General features: G+C 72.7%; 20 protein-coding genes. All 20 read right to left on the bottom strand.

The genetic code is table 11. From position 1 onward, the window contains the following. Positions 1-9: 9 nt before the first annotated feature. Positions 10-441: a class Ib ribonucleoside-diphosphate reductase assembly flavoprotein NrdI gene (gene nrdI, locus EDF32_RS01770; RefSeq protein ID WP_123306830.1), complete on the bottom strand. Its 432-nt coding sequence runs from the start codon at positions 439-441 to the stop codon at positions 10-12. A 126-nt stretch (positions 442-567) separates the two neighbouring features. Beyond that, complete coding sequence (gene nrdH / locus EDF32_RS01775) at positions 568-813, bottom strand: glutaredoxin-like protein NrdH (protein ID WP_123306831.1); 246 nt, start codon at positions 811-813, stop codon at positions 568-570. A gap of 536 nt (positions 814-1,349) precedes the next feature. Next, positions 1,350-2,807, bottom strand: coding sequence for a GH1 family beta-glucosidase (locus EDF32_RS01780; RefSeq protein ID WP_123306832.1), 1,458 nt, complete (start codon positions 2,805-2,807; stop codon positions 1,350-1,352). 90 nt (positions 2,808-2,897) lie between these two features. After that, positions 2,898-3,386 carry a GNAT family N-acetyltransferase gene (locus EDF32_RS01785; RefSeq protein WP_123306833.1) on the bottom strand — a complete coding sequence of 163 codons (489 nt, stop codon included), beginning with the start codon at positions 3,384-3,386 and terminating at the stop codon, positions 2,898-2,900. Then, complete coding sequence (locus EDF32_RS01790; protein ID WP_123307206.1) at positions 3,383-4,651, bottom strand: N-acetylglucosamine-6-phosphate deacetylase; 1,269 nt, start codon at positions 4,649-4,651, stop codon at positions 3,383-3,385. Before EDF32_RS01790 ends, EDF32_RS01785 begins: the two co-directional genes overlap by 4 nt. A gap of 65 nt (positions 4,652-4,716) precedes the next feature. Beyond that, positions 4,717-5,412 carry an endonuclease NucS gene (nucS, locus tag EDF32_RS01795; RefSeq protein WP_123306834.1) on the bottom strand — a complete coding sequence of 232 codons (696 nt, stop codon included), beginning with the start codon at positions 5,410-5,412 and terminating at the stop codon, positions 4,717-4,719. Positions 5,413-5,457: 45 nt separating this feature from the next. Continuing rightward, on the bottom strand, positions 5,458-5,877 hold the full coding sequence (locus tag EDF32_RS01800; protein WP_123306835.1) for a DUF2550 family protein: 420 nt from the start codon (positions 5,875-5,877) through the stop codon (positions 5,458-5,460). A gap of 19 nt (positions 5,878-5,896) precedes the next feature. Then, positions 5,897-6,175: a F0F1 ATP synthase subunit epsilon gene (locus EDF32_RS01805; RefSeq protein WP_370449903.1), complete on the bottom strand. Its 279-nt coding sequence runs from the start codon at positions 6,173-6,175 to the stop codon at positions 5,897-5,899. A 97-nt stretch (positions 6,176-6,272) separates the two neighbouring features. Beyond that, the gene (gene atpD, locus EDF32_RS01810; protein WP_123306837.1) at positions 6,273-7,754 is read right to left on the bottom strand and encodes a F0F1 ATP synthase subunit beta; all 1,482 of its coding nucleotides are present in this window, start codon (positions 7,752-7,754) and stop codon (positions 6,273-6,275) included. Positions 7,755-7,860: 106 nt separating this feature from the next. Beyond that, a complete protein-coding gene (locus tag EDF32_RS01815) occupies positions 7,861-8,757 on the bottom strand; it encodes a F0F1 ATP synthase subunit gamma (protein WP_123306838.1) in 897 nt (298 codons plus the stop codon). 2 nt (positions 8,758-8,759) lie between these two features. Continuing rightward, a complete protein-coding gene (gene atpA / locus EDF32_RS01820; protein ID WP_123306839.1) occupies positions 8,760-10,385 on the bottom strand; it encodes a F0F1 ATP synthase subunit alpha in 1,626 nt (541 codons plus the stop codon). A 90-nt stretch (positions 10,386-10,475) separates the two neighbouring features. After that, the gene (locus EDF32_RS01825; protein ID WP_123306840.1) at positions 10,476-11,291 is read right to left on the bottom strand and encodes a F0F1 ATP synthase subunit delta; all 816 of its coding nucleotides are present in this window, start codon (positions 11,289-11,291) and stop codon (positions 10,476-10,478) included. Next, positions 11,291-11,884 (bottom strand): F0F1 ATP synthase subunit B, encoded by a 594-nt coding sequence (locus tag EDF32_RS01830; RefSeq protein WP_370449904.1) that lies wholly within the window; start codon positions 11,882-11,884, stop codon positions 11,291-11,293. The genes EDF32_RS01825 and EDF32_RS01830 overlap by 1 nt, the downstream gene beginning before the upstream one ends. Positions 11,885-11,886: 2 nt before the next feature. Beyond that, the gene (atpE, locus tag EDF32_RS01835) at positions 11,887-12,096 is read right to left on the bottom strand and encodes an ATP synthase F0 subunit C (RefSeq protein WP_123306841.1); all 210 of its coding nucleotides are present in this window, start codon (positions 12,094-12,096) and stop codon (positions 11,887-11,889) included. A gap of 97 nt (positions 12,097-12,193) precedes the next feature. Continuing rightward, positions 12,194-13,003, bottom strand: a complete 810-nt coding sequence (gene atpB, locus EDF32_RS01840; protein WP_199734787.1) for a F0F1 ATP synthase subunit A — start codon at positions 13,001-13,003, stop codon at positions 12,194-12,196. Positions 13,004-13,170: 167 nt separating this feature from the next. After that, the gene (locus EDF32_RS01845; RefSeq protein WP_233565619.1) at positions 13,171-13,671 is read right to left on the bottom strand and encodes a hypothetical protein; all 501 of its coding nucleotides are present in this window, start codon (positions 13,669-13,671) and stop codon (positions 13,171-13,173) included. Beyond that, positions 13,668-14,909: an MraY family glycosyltransferase gene (locus EDF32_RS01850; RefSeq protein ID WP_123306842.1), complete on the bottom strand. Its 1,242-nt coding sequence runs from the start codon at positions 14,907-14,909 to the stop codon at positions 13,668-13,670. The genes EDF32_RS01845 and EDF32_RS01850 overlap by 4 nt, the downstream gene beginning before the upstream one ends. Beyond that, on the bottom strand, positions 14,906-15,643 hold the full coding sequence (locus tag EDF32_RS01855) for an L-threonylcarbamoyladenylate synthase (protein ID WP_233565620.1): 738 nt from the start codon (positions 15,641-15,643) through the stop codon (positions 14,906-14,908). Before EDF32_RS01855 ends, EDF32_RS01850 begins: the two co-directional genes overlap by 4 nt. Before the next feature lie 4 nt (positions 15,644-15,647). Further along, positions 15,648-16,733 carry a peptide chain release factor N(5)-glutamine methyltransferase gene (gene prmC, locus EDF32_RS01860; RefSeq protein WP_123306843.1) on the bottom strand — a complete coding sequence of 362 codons (1,086 nt, stop codon included), beginning with the start codon at positions 16,731-16,733 and terminating at the stop codon, positions 15,648-15,650. Beyond that, entirely contained in the window at positions 16,730-17,818 is a 1,089-nt protein-coding gene (gene prfA, locus EDF32_RS01865) for a peptide chain release factor 1 (protein ID WP_123306844.1), read from the bottom strand. Before prfA ends, prmC begins: the two co-directional genes overlap by 4 nt. Between the last annotated feature and the right edge of the window lie 115 nt (positions 17,819-17,933).

The raw sequence follows: 17,933 nt of genomic DNA on the forward strand, positions 1-17,933 counted from the left end.
GTGCCGCGCTCACGCCGGTATCCGTGACTGTCGTTGCCAAAATCGTCCCATTCCGTCGCGGACGCGTCTGACGTCCTCGGCTGTGCCCAGTAGTTCGAATGCGTAGAGGTACGGGACGTCGCACTTCGCGGCGATGATGTCTCCCGCCACGCAGTACGTGCTCCCGAAGTTGGTGTTCCCCGCGGCGATCACGCCGCGGATCAACGACCGGTTGTGTGCGTCGTTCAAGAACTTGACGACCTGGCGGGGCACCGCCCCGCCCTCGGAGCCGCTCCCGTAGGTCGGCACCACCAGGACGTAGGGCTCCTCGACTCTGAGGTGCTCGTCCGTGGGCCGCAGCGGGATCCGGTGCACCGACAGGCCGAGGTCCGCGAGGCGGAGCCGCTCGACGAACCGGTGGGTGTTCTCCGACGCGCTCGAGAAGTAGACGACCGATGCCATGGCCCCACCTCGCTCACCGCGCCGGCGCTCGCTCCCGGTGCTGCTCGTCCCCTGCTGTCCTGCGCCCTGCATGTCGTGCCGCTGGTCGCCGGTCGCGCCGCTCAGACCACGGCGCGACCGACGGCGTCAGGCGACGACGTCGGCCGTACGTGCGGCGAGCGCGCTGATCTGGTCGGGCCGGAAGCCCGACCAGTGCGTGTCGTCCGCGACGACGACGGGCGCCTGGAGGTAGCCGAGCCCGCGGACGAGCTCGAGCGCCTCGGCGTCCTGGCTGATGTCGACGACCGTGTAGTCGACGCCCTTCTTGTCGAGGGCCCGGTACGTCGCGTCGCACTGGACGCAGGCCGGCTTGCTGTAGACCGTGACGTTCATCGGTGACTCCTCGTCGCTCTGGGCTGATCGGGTGGTCGGACGAGGCGAGAAGAACGCTCTGACCTCGAAGGACACGGGTGGAACTACGTCTGTGTGATTCACCGGAGGATGGTCGACCCCCTGGCGAAAACCACTATACCTAGTGCCTGCCGTCGCGCCACAGCACTACATGTCGTGGCGAGCGTGATTCTCGGTACACGCGCCCACCTCCCCGGGACGCCCCTCCCGGCCCGTCAGAACATGCTGTCACGAGCCTCTGACACCCGGCCGTGCACCGCTGCGTCCACCGCACCGCGGACGCCTCCGGCCCGCGATCTCGCGCCCTCGCGGCGGCCTTCCACAGGGTGTGCGCGGCCCGCGTCCACACCCTGTGCGCAGCCGGGCGGAGCCCCCGGACGGGCCGTCGCGGGGTGCCGAGAGGTCCCCGTGGCGAGGGTGCGAAGCGGGCATCCCGGGCGCGCGGGGGCCGTGAGATCCGTCTCCGTGCCCGGCGTGTCGCGGCGGTGCGGCGTGTCGCGGCCCCGCCGCGACACGGATCACTCCCCGCGCGTGATCGGGGGCAGCGAGCCCGTGCGGACGAGCTCGCGGTACCAGTACGCCGAGTCCTTCCACGTGCGCGCCTGGGTCTCGTAGTCCACGCGGATGATCCCGAACCGCCGCCCGTACCCGTAGCCCCACTCGAAGTTGTCCAGCAGCGACCACGCGAAGTACCCGCGGACGTCGGCCCCGGCGTCGACCGCCGCACCGACCGCCTCGATGTGGTCGTTCAGGTAGGCGACGCGGCGCGGGTCGTGGACCCGGCCGTCGTCGGACACCTCGTCGTCGAAGGCGGCGCCGTTCTCCGTGACCATCAGCGGCTGGTCCGGGTACGCCGCGGCGACGGAGCACAGCAGCTCGGTCATGCCCGCCGGCTCGATGTTCCAGCCCATCGCGGTGTACGGGCCGGGCTGCTGCACGAACTCGACGTCGGCGGCCCCGACCCACGGGCTCGACGCGGAGGCGCCGTGACCGTCGTTCTCCTGCCGCTGCCCGTCCCCCGTGAAGCGGCGCACCTTCGCCGTGGAGTAGTAGTTGATACCCAGCACGTCGAGCGGCTGCCGGGCGATCTCGAGGTCACCCTCGCGCACGAACGACCAGTCGCTCACGTCCGCGGTGTCCGCGAGCAGGTCGTCGGGGTAGGCACCGTCCAGCATCGGGCCGAGGAACGCGCGGTTCGCCAGGGCGTCGATCTGGCGGACGGCGTCCACGTCGTCGTCGGAGGAGGGGTCGTCGGGACGCACGACGTGCAGGTTGAGCGTGACCGAGAGCCTCGCCGACGCGCCGAGCTCCTCGCGGACGGCCCGGCACGCGAGACCGTGCGCGAGGTTGAGGTGGTGCACGGCCGCGAGGGCGGCGGCCGGCTCCGTGCGGCCCGGGGCGTGCACGCCCGAGGCGTAGCCCAGATAGGCGGAGCACCACGGCTCGTTGAGCGTCGTCCACACGTCGATCCGGTCGCCCAGCTCGCGCGCCATGCGCCGCGCGTACTCGGCGAACGCGTGCGCGGTCGCGCGGTTCGCCCAGCCGCCGGCGTCCTCGAGCTCCTGCGGCAGGTCCCAGTGGTAGAGCGTCGCGACCGGCCGCACGCCGGCCTCGACCAGCGCGTCGACCAGGCGGGAGTAGAAGGCGATGCCCTCCTCGTCGAACGCGCCCGAGCCGCCGGGCTGCACCCGGGGCCACGAGATCGAGAAGCGGTAGGCGTCGAGCCCGAGGTCCTCGATGTGCCCGACGTCCTCCTGCCAGCGGTGGAAGTGGTCGTCGGCGACGTCTCCGGTGTCCCCGTTCAGCGTGCGACCCGGGGTGTGGGAGAAGGTGTCCCAGATCGAGGGGCCGCGGGCACCCTCGGTGGCCGCACCCTCGATCTGGTACGCGGCGGTCGCCGACCCCCACCAGAAGCCCTCGGGGAAGGTGCGTCCCGCGGTGGCGGTGGTCGGTGCTGCGGTGGCGTCGTTGCTCACGGTGCTCCTTGGTGCCGGTCGGGGCGGACGACGGCGCGCCGCCCGGGTTCGACGACCCGTGGGAGCGTTCCCACGAATCGATTCGACAGCCTAGCGGACTTCCCGTTCGAGCACGTAGTCGTGCGCCTGCGGCCACGGCCCGCCGGGGCCGAACCACTCGGCCCGGTACGTCCGCACCCGCCGCCACCCGCGGCGTTCGTAGAGCCGGACGGCGTCGAGGTTGTGCGCCACCACGGTGAGCACGAGACGGTCCCCCGCCCCGGCGGCCGCCGCCTCCGCGACGTCCAGCAGCGCCGTCGCGCACCCGGTCCCACGGGCGGCGGGGCCGACGAAGAACCGGGTCACCTCGGCCTCCTGCGCACCGCGCGGCGCCAGCGCGACGTGCCCGACGACGGCGCCGTCGAGCTCGGCGACCCATGCGTGCGCGTGCGTGTGCGCGTCGCCGAGGACCCACTGCGCGCGCACGTTCCCCGGTCGCACGGGATAGGCGTCGAGCGCCTGCACCTGCGCCAGCACGGCGACGAGCGGGTCGACGTCGTCCGCGGCGCGCCGGCGCACCGACACCCGGCGGCTGCTCACGAGCCGGCGCCCCCGACACCCTGGACCGGCGCGCCGGCGCGCAGCACCCCCAGCGGGCGCAGGTCTGCGTCGGTCACGACGACGTCCGCCCGCCGGCCCGCCTCGAGCGCGCCCACGTCCTCGAGCCCGAGCACGCCGGCCGGCACGAGCGATGCCGAGCGGACCGCCTCGACGAGCGGGACGCCCGCGGCGACCGTCTCGCGCACCACGTCGAGCAGGTGATACGTCCCCCCGGCGATCGATCCGCCGTCGGCCAGGCGCGCGACCCCGCCCTCGACCCGCACCCGGACCGGCCCGAGCGCGTACTCGCCGTCCGCCATGCCCGCCGCCGCCATCGCGTCGGTGACGAGCGCGACGTTCTCCGCGCCGACCGTCGCCATCACCGACCGCACCGTGGCGTGGGCGAGGTGCGTCCCGTCGGCGACCAGCTCGAGGACCAGCTCCCCGCGCGCCGCGGCCGCGAGGCACGCGGCCACGGGCCCGGGCTCGCGATGGTGCAGCGGGCGCATGCCGTTGAACAGGTGCGTCGCGGTGGGCCGCACGCCCCGCACCGCCGCGCCGGACGCGGCGAGCGCGGTGCGCGCGGACCCGATGGCGACCTCGGTCTGCTCGGTGCTCGCGTCGGTGTGCCCGATCGAGGGCACCGCGCCCGCCGCGGCGAGGGCGGCGATCACGCCGTCGACGACACCGGGCACCTCCGGCGCCACGGTCATCGTGCGCAGGGTGCCGCGCGCCGCGCGGGCGACCTCGGCGACCAGGTCGGCGTCACCGTCGAGCATGTCGGCGGGGTTCTGCGCGCCGCAGCGCGCCGGGGACAGGAACGGCCCCTCGAGGTGCAGCCCGGCGATCTCGCCCGCCTCCGCGAGCCCCGCGAGCGTCGCGACGCGGGACAGCAGCGTCGCGCGGTCGGCGGTCACGAGGGAGGCGAGCAGGGTGGTCGTCCCGTGCCGCAGGTGCTCGCGCACGGCGACGCGCGCCTCGTCGGCCGTGGCGGCGTCGGGGAACGACGCTCCCCCGCCCCCGTGGTCGTGCAGGTCCACCAGCCCGGGCAGCAGCGTCGTCCCGCCTGCCGGAGCGGCCGCGCCGGCCACGGCCTGCGCCCAGCGCGAGCCGGCGGCGTCGGCGACGGTCCCGACGAACGCGAGCCGGTCCCCCTCGACGACGACGACGCCGTCGGGCACCAGCGCGGACGGGGTGACGACGCGTCCGCGCAGGACGGTCGGCGGAACCTGCTCGGTCGCTCGGGACGGCGCACGATCGCTCATGACGTCATTGTCGCGCATTCGTACACCGTGCGCGCAAACTCCGACCGGAACCGCGGTCCGGTCGGTCAGAACAGCCGGGAGTCGACGTCGTCCACGCCGCGCATCGCGTCGTAGTCGAGCAGGAGGCAGCCGATGCCGCGGTCCGTGGCCAGGACCCGCGCCTGCGGCTTGATCTCCTGCGCGGCGAACACACCGCGGACCGGCGCGAGGTGCGGGTCGCGGTTCATCAGCTCGAGGTAGCGGGTCAGCTGTTCGACCCCGTCGATGTCGCCGCGGCGCTTGATCTCGATCGCCACGGAGCCCCCCGCCGGGTCCTTCGCGAGGATGTCGACCGGCCCGATGGCCGTCATGTACTCGCGCCGCACGAGCGTGTGCCCGTCGCCGAGCAGGCCGATCTGCGCGGCGAGCAGCTCCTGCAGGTGCGCCTCGACACCGTCCTTGATCAGGCCGGGGTCCACGCCGAGATCGTGGCTGGAGTCGTGGAACACCTCGTGCAGCTCGATCTCGAGCCGGTCGTCGCTCTTGCGGTGCTGCACCGCCCACACCTCGCTCACGCCGCGCTCGCGCTGGGCGTCGTCGGGCTCGGACACCGCCGTGGCGCACGGGGGGCTCATCCAGTTCAGCGGCTTGTACGAGCCGCCGTCGGAGTGCAGCAGCACGCTGCCGTCCGCCTTGACGACGATCAGCCGCCGGGCGAGGGGAAGGTGGGCCGAGAGGCGCCCGGTGTACCGGGCCGAGCACTGCGCGACGACGAGACGCATCGAGCCTTCGAACCTCCAACAGTCTGCGGCCCGGGAGGGCCAGGGTCAGACGACCGTACCCGGGTTGGTCGGTGCGGCCTCGAGCCACGAGGTCAGGCCCGCATAGGCGTCCGGGGTCATGGTCAGCTCCAGGGCCGCCGCCCCGCACCGCGCGTGCACCACGTACACGTCCGGCCCGCCGGGGTCGGCCACCGGCTCGCGACCGTCGACCACCAGCGCGGAGCGCGGCCAGCTCGCCGCGGGCCGGAACGAGACCGACCAGTAGCGCCACCAGTCGATCCGGCCGGCGCCGTAGACCGCGACCCCCGTGGTCGTCGCGGACCGTCCGGGCAGGCGGACGCCGCAGTCGAACGAGCCGATGCGCCGCGTGAGCCCGCGCAGCCGGACCACCCCGAGCGCGAGCACCGCGATCAGGACCGCGACCGCCGCCACGGCGGCGACCGCGAACCAGACGGCGACCGTCACGTCCCTGACCTGCAGGCTCTCAGCGGGACGCCGCGTCCGCGTGGACGACGTCGATCGTGTCCGCGACGATCGTGACCTGGTTGTCGTCCATCGAGATGAAGCCGTCCGCGACGATGGTCGCGGTGACGACGCCGCCGCCGTCGACCGGGGTGATGCGCACGTCACCGGGGCTCAGCACCGCGAGCAGCGGCGAGTGGCCCGCGAGCAGGCCGATGGAGCCGCCCGCGGAGGGCGCGCTGACGAGGCGCGCCTCGCCGGACCAGATCTTGCGGTCCGCCGAGACGACGTCGACGTTCATGTGTGCCACTGCGTACTCCTAGGGTGCGAGAGGCCGGACGGGTGACCGGGTCCGTCGTGCCGCGCCCCCGGTGCGGGGGCGCGGCGCGAGGAAGACCTCAGGCCCCGTACTCCTTCTGGATGCGGGCCCAGTTGCGCTCGAGGTCCTCGAGGCCACCGATGTTGAAGAAGGCCTGCTCGGAGATGTGGTCGAACTCGCCGTCCGCGATCTTCGTGAACGCCTCGATCGTCTCCGACAGCGGCACGGTCGAGCCGACGACGCCGGTGAACTTCTCCGCCATGTACGTGTTCTGCGAGAGGAACTGCTGGATGCGCCGCGCGCGCGCGACGACCGTCTTGTCCTCCTCCGAGAGCTCGTCGACACCGAGGATGGCGATGATGTCCTGGAGCTCCTTGTTGCGCTGCAGGATCGACTTCACCCGGGTCGCCGTCGCGTAGTGGTCCTGGCCCACGTAGCGCGGGTCGAGGATGCGCGAGGTCGAGGACAGCGGGTCGACCGCCGGGTACAGACCCTTCGAGGCGATCTCTCGCGACAGCTCGGTCGTCGCGTCGAGGTGCGCGAACGTCGTCGCCGGGGCCGGGTCCGTGTAGTCGTCCGCCGGCACGTAGATCGCCTGCAGCGAGGTGATCGAGTGGCCGCGCGTCGACGTGATGCGCTCCTGGAGGAGACCCATCTCGTCGGCCAGGTTCGGCTGGTAGCCCACGGCGGACGGCATGCGGCCGAGCAGCGTGGAGACCTCGGAGCCGGCCTGCGTGAAGCGGAAGATGTTGTCGATGAAGAGCAGCACGTCCTGCTTCTGCACGTCGCGGAAGTACTCCGCCATGGTCAGCGCCGACAGGGCGACGCGCAGGCGCGTGCCCGGCGGCTCGTCCATCTGGCCGAAGACGAGGGCCGTCTTGTCGAAGACGCCGGCCTCGTCCATCTCGACGATCAGGTCGTTGCCCTCGCGCGTGCGCTCCCCGACACCGGCGAACACCGACACGCCGCCGTGGTTCTGGGCGACGCGCTGGATCATCTCCTGGATGAGGACGGTCTTGCCGACGCCCGCACCGCCGAAGAGACCGATTTTCCCGCCCTGCACGTACGGCGTGAGCAGGTCGATGACCTTGATGCCGGTCTCGAACATCGTCGTCTTCGACTCGAGCTGGTCGAAGGCCGGCGGCTGGCGGTGGATCGGCCAGCGCTCGGTGACCTCGAACTTCTCGCCCTCGGTGAGGTTGAGCACCTCACCGGTGACGTCGAAGACGTGGCCCTTGGTGATGTCCCCGACGGGGACGCTCAGCGGCGCACCCGTGTCGGTGACGGCCGCGCCGCGGACGAGGCCGTCGGTCGGCTTCAGCGCGATCGCACGGACGAGCGAGTCGCCGAGGTGCTGGGCGACCTCGAGCTTGAGCGTGAAGGTCTCCTCGCCCTCGCCCTGGCCCGACAGGTCGATCTCGACGGTGAGCGCGTTGTAGATGTCGGGGATCGCGTCCTCAGGGAACTCGATGTCCACGACAGGGCCGATCACGCGCGCGACACGGCCCACGCCGGGTCCGCTCTGGTGCTCGACCTGGGCTTCCACGGTGGTGGCGGTCATTTCTGGCCTCGCTTCGAAGGGCCGGAGACGACTCCGGCGGTTGCAGTGCTGGGCTTGGTGGTGCTGTGGCTCAGGGGTCCTGGGTGGCTCATGCTGCGCGAGCCCCTCACGCCGACGCGAGCGCGTCGGCGCCCGAGACGATCTCGGAGATCTCCTGGGTGATGTCCGCCTGACGAGCCTGGTTCGCCAGACGGGTGTAGTTGCGGATCAGGTCCTCGGCGTTGTCCACCGCGGTGTGCATCGCCCGCTGGCGCGCCGCGAGCTCGGAGGCCGCCGCCTCGAGCATGCAGCTGAAGATCCGGCTGCGCACGTACTTCGGCAGCAGCGAGTCGAGGACGTCCTCGACCGACGGCTCGAAGTCGTACAGCGGCGGGATCTCACCCTCGGTGGTCTCGGAGACGCCGTCGACGATCTCGAGCGGCAGCAGCCGGACCACCCGGGCACGCTGGGTGACCATGTTGACGAACTGCGTGTAGACGAGGTGCAGCTCGGCGACCCCGCCCTCCGACGCCTCCGCCCGGAAGGCGCCCACGAGCGTGTCCGCGATCTCCCCCGCGGTCCGCGACTGCGGGGCGTCCGAACCCTCGGCCCAGGAGCCGGCGACCTCGCGCCCGCGGAACCGGAAGTACGAGATGGCGCGGCGGCCGGACGCGTAGACGTCGACCTCCTTGCCCTCGGAGACCAGCTGCTCCACGTGGCGCTCCGCCGCGCGGATGATCGAGGCCGAGTAGGCCCCGGCCATCCCGCGGTCGGAGGCGATGACCAGCACGGCGACACGGTTGGTGTCGGTGCGCTGGGTCAGCAGCGGGTGCGACGCGTTCGAGTGCGTCGCCACCGCCGACACCGCGCGGGTGATCGCGTCGGAGTACGGGGACGCCGCGGTCGTCAGGTTCCGCGCCTTGCCGATGCGGGACGCCGCGATGAGCTCCTGGGCGCGGAACATCTTCTTCAGCGACTGCGTCGACTTGATGCGCTGCTTGTAGACGCGCTGCGATCCGGCCATCGTCAGGCCTTCTTCTTGCGGACGATCTGCTCCTGCTCGACGTCGACCGGCTCCTCGTCGTCCCCGCCGACCAGCGGCGTGTCGTCCGACTTGAGGAACCCGGTCCGGAACGCGTCGACCGCGTCCGACAGCGCCGACTCGGTCGCCTCCTCGAGCTTGCCCGTCGAGGCGATCGTCGAGAGCACGTCCGTGTTGCGGCGCAGGTGGTCGAGCAGCTCCGACTCGAACCGGCGCACGTCCTCCACCGGGACGTCGTCCAGCTTGCCCTTGGTGCCGGCCCAGATGGACGCGACCTGGTCCTCGACCGGGTACGGCGTGTACTGGCCCTGCTTGAGGAGCTCCATCAGGACCGCGCCACGGGCGAGCTGCCCGCGCGACGCGGCGTCGAGGTCGGACGCGAACATCGCGAACGCCTCGAGCGAACGGAACTGCGCGAGGTCGAGCTTCAGCGTGCCGGAGACCTTCTTCATGGCCTTGACCTGCGCCGCGCCACCGACGCGGGAGACCGAGATGCCGACGTCGACCGCGGGTCGCTGGTCGGCGTTGAAGAGGTCCGACTGCAGGAAGATCTGCCCGTCGGTGATCGAGATGACGTTCGTCGGGATGTACGCCGAGACGTCGTTCGCCTTGGTCTCGATGACCGGGAGCCCCGTCATCGAGCCGCCGCCGAGCGCGTCCGAGAGCTTCGCACAACGCTCGAGCAGGCGGGAGTGCAGGTAGAAGACGTCGCCCGGGTAGGCCTCGCGGCCCGGCGGACGGCGCAGCAGCAGCGAGACGGCACGGTAGGCCTCCGCCTGCTTCGACAGGTCGTCGAACACGATCAGGACGTGCTTGCCGCCGTACATCCAGTGCTGGCCGATGGCCGAGCCCGTGTAGGGCGCGAGGTACTTGAACCCGGCCGAGTCGGAGGCCGGGGACGCGACGATCGTCGTGTACTCGAGAGCGCCGGCCTCCTCGAGGGCGCCGCGCACCGAGGCGATCGTCGAGCCCTTCTGGCCCACCGCGACGTAGATGCAGCGGACCTGCTTGTCGGGGTCGCCCGACTCCCAGTTCGCCTTCTGGTTGATGATCGTGTCGATCGCGATCGCCGTCTTGCCCGTCTGGCGGTCGCCGATGATGAGCTGACGCTGGCCGCGCCCGATCGGGATCATCGAGTCGATGGCCTTGAGGCCCGTCTGCAGGGGCTCGTCGACCGACTTGCGGTCCATCACGCCCGGGGCCTGGAGCTCGAGGGCGCGGCGGCCCTCGGTCGTCAGCTCGCCGAGCCCGTCGATCGGGTTGCCGAGCGGGTCGACGACGCGACCGAGGTACCCGTCACCGACCGGGACGGAGAGGACCTCGCCCGTGCGGCGGACCTCCTGACCCTCCTCGATGCCGTCGAACTCACCGAGGACGACCACGCCGATCTGGCGCACGTCGAGGTTCAGCGCGAGACCCAGGGTCCCGTCCTCGAACCGGAGCAGCTCGTTCGCCATCGCGCCCGGGAGGCCCTCGACCTGGGCGATGCCGTCGGCGGCCATGCTGACCCGGCCCACCTCCTCGGACACGGCGCCCTCGGGCTCGTAGGACTTCACGAAGCTGTCCAGCGCGGCCCGGATCTCGTCCGGCCGGATCGTCAGCTCAGCCATTGCATTTCTCCTGTCGTGGCCGCGTTCCGCGGTCGAAGTTCTCTGTCGTGGCGCCGGTACGGACCGGCCCCTGCCGGATGGCCGGCGTGGTCATCCGGCGAGTCGTCGCCGCGCGTCGGCGAGCCGTGCGAGGACCGTCGTGTCGATCACGTCGGCCCCCACCTGGATCCGCAGCCCGCCCAGCGTCGCGGGGTCGACCGACACGTTGAGCTGCACCGGGCGGCCGTAGGCGCGCTCGAGGAGCGCACCGAGCCGTTCCAGCTGCTGCGAGCTCGGCGGCACCGCCGCCGCGACGCTCGCGACCAGGCGGTTCCTGCGCTCGGCCGCGATGTCGGCGACCTGCAGCAGCGCGGCGACGAAGCGCCGCCCGCGCAGGTCCCGCGTCGCGTGCCGCGCCAGCACGCCGGTGGCGGCGTCGGCGCGACCGGCGAGGAGCCCGTCGACCAGGTCGGTCCGCCGCTGCGGGTCCGTCCGTGCGTCGGAGAGCGCCTGGCGCGCGTCGCGCTGGCCCTCCAGCGCGCGCGTGAGCCGGAAGATCTCGTCCTCGACGGTCTCCAGGGCGTCGCGCGACTGCGCCGCCGAGAGCACGGCGTCGAAGCCGAGCAGCTCCACGGCGTCCGCCAGGTCCTGCTCGCTCGACCAGCGTGAGCGGACGAGACCTGCCAGCAGGTCCACGACCCGCCCGTCGAAGCCGTTCGACAGGATGCCCGTGACGAGCTGCGCCTTGTCCTCACCGGAACGCGAGGGGTCGGCGAGGGAGCGGCGGAGCGTCGCGGAGCCGTCGAGGGCGCGGGTCACGGTGAACAGCTGTTCGCCGATCTCGGTCCCCTCGGCCCCGGCGTCCCGCAGGACCGGGTCGAACCGTTCACGTGCCTGGTCGAGAGAGGCACCGCTCGTCCCGCGCATCAGCCCTCCTGACCGTTCGTTCCCGAGGCTGCCGACGTGGTGCCGGCGTGCTCGAGCTGGTCGAGGAAGCGGTCCACGACACGCGACTGGCGCGCGGCGTCCTCGAGGGACTCCCCGACGATCTTCGAGGCGAGCTCGGTGGCCAGCGAGCCGACCTCCGAGCGCAGGGAGACGGCGGCCTGCTGGCGTTCCGCCTCGATCTGGCGGTGCGCGGTCTCGACGATGCGCGAGGCGTCGTCACTGGCCTTGGCGCGCAGGTCCGCGACGATCGCACCACCCTCGGTGCGCGCCTCCTCGCGGATCTTGGCGGCCTCCTCGCGGGCCTCCTGCAGCTGCTGGTGGTACTCGGCCAGCGCGGCGGCGGCCTCGGCCTGCGCCGTCTCCGCCTGGGCGAGCCCACCCTCGATCTTCTCGGTCCGCTCGTCGAGGACAGCCTGGAACTTGGGCAGGACGTAGCGCATGAAGACGACACCGACGACGACGACGATCACGAATGACCAGACGATGTCGTAGGTCTCGGGCAGCAGCGGGTTCTGCTCCGTCTCCTCGGCGAGGACGACGCTGTGAGCGGCGGTGATCAACTGAGCGGCGATCACTAGAAGATGAACGGGGTGACGAGGCCGAGAAGGCCGAACACCTCGATGAAGGCCAGGCCGATGAACATGGTGGAGCGCAGCTGGCCGGACATCTCCGGCTGGCGGGCCATGCCCTCGATCGTCTTGCCGAACAGGATGCCGAGACCGATACCGGGGCCGATGGCGGCGAGGCCGTACCCGATCACAGCGAGGTTACCGGTGATGTCCACTGGTGGTCGTTCCTTTCATCAGCGCGCCCGGTGGCGCGTCGGGGGTGTTAGCGGTGACCCGGCGGTCGGTGTCCCCGCGGTGGTGAAGGACGGTGGATCAGTGCTCCGCTTCCACCGACATCTGGATGTACACGGCGGTGAGGATCGCGAAGACGTAGGCCTGCAGCGCGGCGACGAACGCCTCCAGCAGGAAGAAGGCGAAGCCGCCCGCGAGGGTGACCACTCCGGCCACCTTGATCGCGCCGGACGCCTCGAAGAAGAGGTAGGACGTGGCGGCGAAGCAGAGGGCGAGCAGCAGGTGCCCGGCGAGCATGTTCGCGAAGAGCCGGATGACCAGCGTGGCGGGCCGCAGCAGGAAGACCTGCAGGAACTCGACCGGCGTCAGCAGGAGGTAGAGGACCTTCGGCACGCCCGGCGGGAACAGCGCGTGCTTGAAGAACCCGCCGAACCCGAACCGCTTGAACCCTGCCGCGAGATACATCACGAACACCCAGAGCGCGAAGATGATCGGCAGGCCGATCACCGACGTCCCGGCGACGTTGAGGAAGGGGACGATCCCGGTGACGTTGAAGAAGAAGACCGCGAAGAAGATCGTCGTGATCAGCGGCACGTACTTCTTGCCGAGCTGCTCGCCGAGGATCTCGTAGGTGATCTGCCTGCGGCAGAAGTCCAGCCCCAGCTCGAGAAGGTTCTGGAAGCGGCCGGGCACCAGCTTCGCGCGCCGGGCGCCGATCACGAAGATCGTCAGCAGTGCGATCGCGGCGATGAACCGGACGAGCATGATGCGGTTGATCTCGAACGCCGTGCCGTCGAAGAAGATGGCGGGCGGAAAGAAGTCGCTGATGCTCGGAGCGTGGAAACCGTCGCTCTCCGCGGCGAGAATTTGCGTCGTCGCAAGGGTGAACACGACAATCTCCCGGTGGTCGTACGGTCACGACGTGGTGCTGTGCGCATCAGGGGGGATGGCACGCCGTCGGACCTGGCCGTCATGGAATCAGGGCAAGCCTAACGTATGCGGGACGGTGGTCCAGACCCCCGACGGCCCCTCGTGCCGCCCCCTCTGCGGCACCGCGCTCAGTCGGTCTGGACGTACGGGATCCGGGCCCTGCGGACCGCCAGCAGGTCGATCACGGCCGAGCCGACGGCGCCCGCGATCGCGACCCACCCGAACACCGGCGCGCTGTAGAAGTCGAACTGCCGCAGGACCGCGACGGCGACGAACAGGACGAGCATCTTGCCGAGCCACGAGAAGGCGACGAGCGAGACCAGGGTCGCCGGGGGCATCCCGGACGAGCGCCACATCGACCACACGGTGGTGCCGGAGAAGACGACGGCCACGGCGACGCCGAGCACCGCCCCCCAGACCCCGGGTCCCCCCGCCACGAGGGCGCCGACGACCACGCTCACCACCGCCAGCAGGGCCAGGAACACCAGGACCTGGCGCAGCGCGCCCCGGAACATCTCCGTCGCGGCGTCGGGTGCGCCGGCGGGTGCCTCGGCGCGGGCCTCGGCGGACCGGTCGTCGGGCTGGTCGGCGGGCTGGTCGGCGGGCACCGACGTCGGGTGCTCGGTCATCGTGCGGTCCTCTCGGGTGCGGCGGACGGGGAGGTTGCGGCCGGCGCGCCGGGCGCCGGGGCGGGGCTCGCGGGGTCGTCGACGACCAGGTCCGCCGGGGCGCCGTCGTCGGCCCCGTCGTCGTCGAGGATCTTCAGGCGCGTGCGCAGGGGCCCGAGGGTGACCACGAGGGCGACGACGGCCACGACCCCGGTCCAGAGCAGCACCTGCCGCCACGGCCACAGGACCAGCGCGGTCGCACCGAAGGCCGCCACCGCCGTCCACACGTACAGGATCACGACGGCGCGGCGGTGGGAGTGGCCCAGCGCGAGCATGCGGTGGTGCAGGTGCATCCGGTCGGGGGCGAAGGGACTCTTGCCGCGGGCGAGGCGCCGGAGCACGGCCAGGGCCATGTCGAGCAGCGGGAGCAGCAGCACCGCGAACGGCAGGACGATGGGCAGGAACGCCGGGAAGGCCTGGGTCCGGTTGATCGTGCCCGGGTCGTTGATCGTCGCCGGGTCGATCCGGCCGGTGACGATGATGCCGGCCGCCGCCATCAGCAGCCCCAGCACCATCGAGCCCGAGTCGCCCATGAAGATCCGCGCGGGGTGGAAGTTGTGCGGCAGGAACCCGACGCAGATACCCACGAGCGCCGCCATGACGAGCGTCGCGAGGCTCGAGAAGTCCGTCGAGCTCGCCTGGCGCGTCAGGAGGTAGCTGTAGAGGAAGAACGCCGAGCCGCCGATCGCGATGATGCCCGCCGCGAGGCCGTCGAGGCCGTCGACGAAGTTCACGGCGTTCATCGCGAGCACGACGACGAAGATCGTCGCGAACAGCGACAGGCTCGGCGAGGCGATGGTCAGGCCGCCGATCGGCAGGGTGATGAGGCTGACCCCGCCGAACGCCATCGCCCCCGCCGCGAGGACCTGGCCGGCGAGCTTCGTCATCCAGTCGAGGTCCCACACGTCGTCGGCGAAGCCGAGCGCGCAGACCATCGCGGCGCCGCCCACGATCGCCCAGGCCTGCTGGTCGTCCGCGAACACGGGCTCGAGGAACGGCATGCGGCTCGCGAAGACGATCGCGACCGCGAAGCCGAGGGTCATCCCGAGGCCGCCGAGCCGCGGCACCGGTGCCGTGTGGACGTCGCGCGACCGCACGGCCGTGATCGCGCCGACCCGCAGGGCGACCCACCGCGAGAACGGGGTCAGCAGGAACGTGACCGCCGCCGCGACCACCATGACCAGGAGGTAGACCCTCAACGGGCGGCCTCCGTGCCGGGCGGCGGGGAGGCGTCGTCGCCCTCGCCGGACGGTCCTGCCGGCGGCTCCGGTGCCGGCCCGGGCGCCGGCCGGAGCCGCTGCACCGGGACGACGTCGCGCAGGGCCTCGAGGCTGATCGCGCCCTCCCGCACCACCCGCAGCGCCGGCCCGGTGGCGTCGACGATGGTCGACGCCACGCCGCCGGGCACGGTGCCGCCGTCGAGGTAGACGGCCACGGACGCGCCGAGCTGCCCGACGGCGTCGGCGGCGTCGAGCGCGGCGGGGCGGCCGGTGCGGTTCGCGCTCGAGACCGCCAGCGGGCCGGTGCGGCGCAGGAGCGCGCGGGCCGCCGGGTGGTCGGGCATGCGCAGCGCGACGGTCCCCCGGGTCTCGCCGAGGTCCCACGCGAGCGACGGCTGGGCCGCGCAGATGATCGTCAGCCCCCCGGGCCAGAAGGTCTCCGCCAGCGCTCGCGCACCGTCCGGGACGGCCGTCGCGAGACCGTCGAGCGTGCGCAGGTCGGGGACCAGGACCGGCGGCGGCATCTGGCGGCCGCGGCCCTTCGCCGCCAGCAGCGCGGCGACGGCGTCGGGCTGGAAGGCGTCGGCGCCGATGCCGTAGACCGTGTCGGTGGGCAGGACGACGAGCTCGCCGCGCGAGATCGCGTGGACGGCCTCGTCGATCGCCGGCCCCCAGCCGGCCGGGTCGCGGACGTCGTGCAGGTCGGTGCTCACGTGCTCAGTCTTCCACGGACGCGGCACGAGGATCCGCACCCGCCGGTCCCGCCGGTCGGCCGCGACGCGCCACGACCATCCGGTCGCGGCCCGTCAGGTCGGCGACGGTGGCGACGTCCACGAATCCCGCGTCCGCGACCAGGCGCCGCGCGGCGGCCGACTGCACCTCGGCGTGCTCCATGACGAGCAGGCCGCCAGGGCGCAGCAGGCGTGCGGCCGCGGCGGCCACGCCGCGCGGGACCTCCAGCCCGTCGGCGCCCAGCCCGTACAGCGCCACCGCCGGGTCGTGGTGCGCGACCTCCGGGTCGCGCGGGACGGCGTCGGGCGGCACGTAGGGCGGGTTGGAGACGACGACGTCGCAGCGGCCGTCGAGCCCGCGCAGCGCCGTGCGGGCGTCCCCGCGGACCAGGGCGACGCGGGCTCCCGTGCGGGCGGCGACGGCGTCCACGTTGCGCCGGGCCCAGCCGTGGGCGGCGGCGTCCAGCTCCACGGCGTGCACGACCGTGCCGGGCACCTCCGTGGCGACGGCCAGCGCCACCGCGCCCGAGCCGGTGCACAGGTCGGCGACCAGCGCGGTGCCCGTACGGCGTACCACGGCGGCCGACTCGTCGATCGCCACCCGGGCGACCTCCTCCGTCTCCGGGCGCGGCACGAAGACCCCCGGGCCGACGGCGAGCTCGAGGTGGCGGAACGGCGCCAGGCCGGTCAGGTGCTGCAGCGGCTCGCGCGCGGCGCGCCGGGCGACGAGCGCCGCGAGGCGGGCGACGACGTCGTCGGGCGACGGGCCGCCCGCCGTGGCCAGGGAGCCGAGGTCGCGACCGAGGAGCGCGGCGTGCCGGACGGCGTCGCGCGCCGTGCCGGCGGCGTGCGCGAGGAGGAGCTCGGCGTCGACCCGCGGGCTCGGGACGCCGGCCTGCGCGAGGTCTCGCGCGGCGTCCCGGACCAGCCGGTCGACGGACGGGCGCGCTCCCCCGCCTGTCCCTCCGTCCGCCGAGATGTCGAATTCCGCCCCTCGATTCGAAGAATCGGGGGCGGAATTCGACTTCTCGGCGGACCCGGCAGGCTTGGACCCGGGAGCGGAGCGCGTCATCCCGCCGCGCCCGCGAGCCGCGCCGCCTCGTCCGCCTCGATCGCGGACGCCACGACGGGGTCGAGGTCGCCGTCGAGCACCTGGTCGAGGTTGTACGCCTTGTACCCGGTGCGGTGGTCCGCGATGCGGTTCTCCGGGTAGTTGTACGTGCGGATCCGCTCGGAGCGGTCCACGGTGCGCACCTGCGAGCGCCGCAGCTCTGCCGACTCCGCCGCCGCCGCCTCCTGCTGCGCCGCGAGGAGCCGTGCACGCAGCACGCGCATCGCCTGCTCGCGGTTCTGCAGCTGGGACTTCTCGTTCTGCATCGAGACGACGATCCCGGTCGGCACGTGCGTGATCCGCACCGCCGAGTCGGTCGTGTTCACCGACTGCCCGCCGGGCCCCGAGGAGCGGTAGACGTCGATGCGCAGGTCGTTCTGGTCGATCTCGACCTCGCCCACGTCCTCGACCTCCGGGAACACCAGCACGCCCGCGGCCGAGGTGTGGATCCGGCCCTGGGACTCCGTCACCGGCACGCGCTGCACGCGGTGGACGCCGCCCTCGTACTTCAGGTGCGCCCACACGCCGTCGGCCGGGTCGGTGAGCGAGCCCCGCAGCTTGATGGCGACCTGGACGTCCTTGTACCCGCCGAGGTCCGAGTCCGTGGCCTCGAGGATCTCGGTCCGCCAGCCGCGGCGCTCCGCGTAGCGCAGGTACATGCGCAGGAGGTCGCCCGCGAACAGCGCCGACTCCGCACCACCCTCGCCCGCCTTGACCTCGAGGATGACGTCGCGCCCGTCGTCGGGGTCGCGCGGCACGAGCACGCGGCGCAGCCGCTCGTCCGCCTCGTCCGCCGCGGCGCGCAGGCCCGGCAGCTCCTCGGCGAACGATGCGTCGTCGTCGGCCAGCTCCGCCGCCGTGTCGGCGTCGTCCAGCGCCTGGCGCCACGTGCGGTACGCGGTGACCACCTGCGTGAGCTCCGCGTAGCGGCGGCCCAGCCGGCGCGCCCGGGCGGCGTCCGCGTGCACGGCGGGGTCGGCGAGCTGCCGCTCGATGTCCGCGTGCTCGTCGAGCAGCGGCTGGACGGCGGCGAAGGTCTCGCTCACGGTGGGGTTCCTCGGATCAGCAGGGCGGGCGGGGCACGGCCGGAAAGACGACAGCGCCGGTGGCGCCGGACGTCGTCTGCCCCTGGAGAGGTTGACGACGCCGGCACCACCGGCG

It is taken from the genome of Cellulomonas sp. PhB143 (assembly GCF_003752595.1).
Classification (GTDB): domain Bacteria; phylum Actinomycetota; class Actinomycetes; order Actinomycetales; family Cellulomonadaceae; genus Paraoerskovia.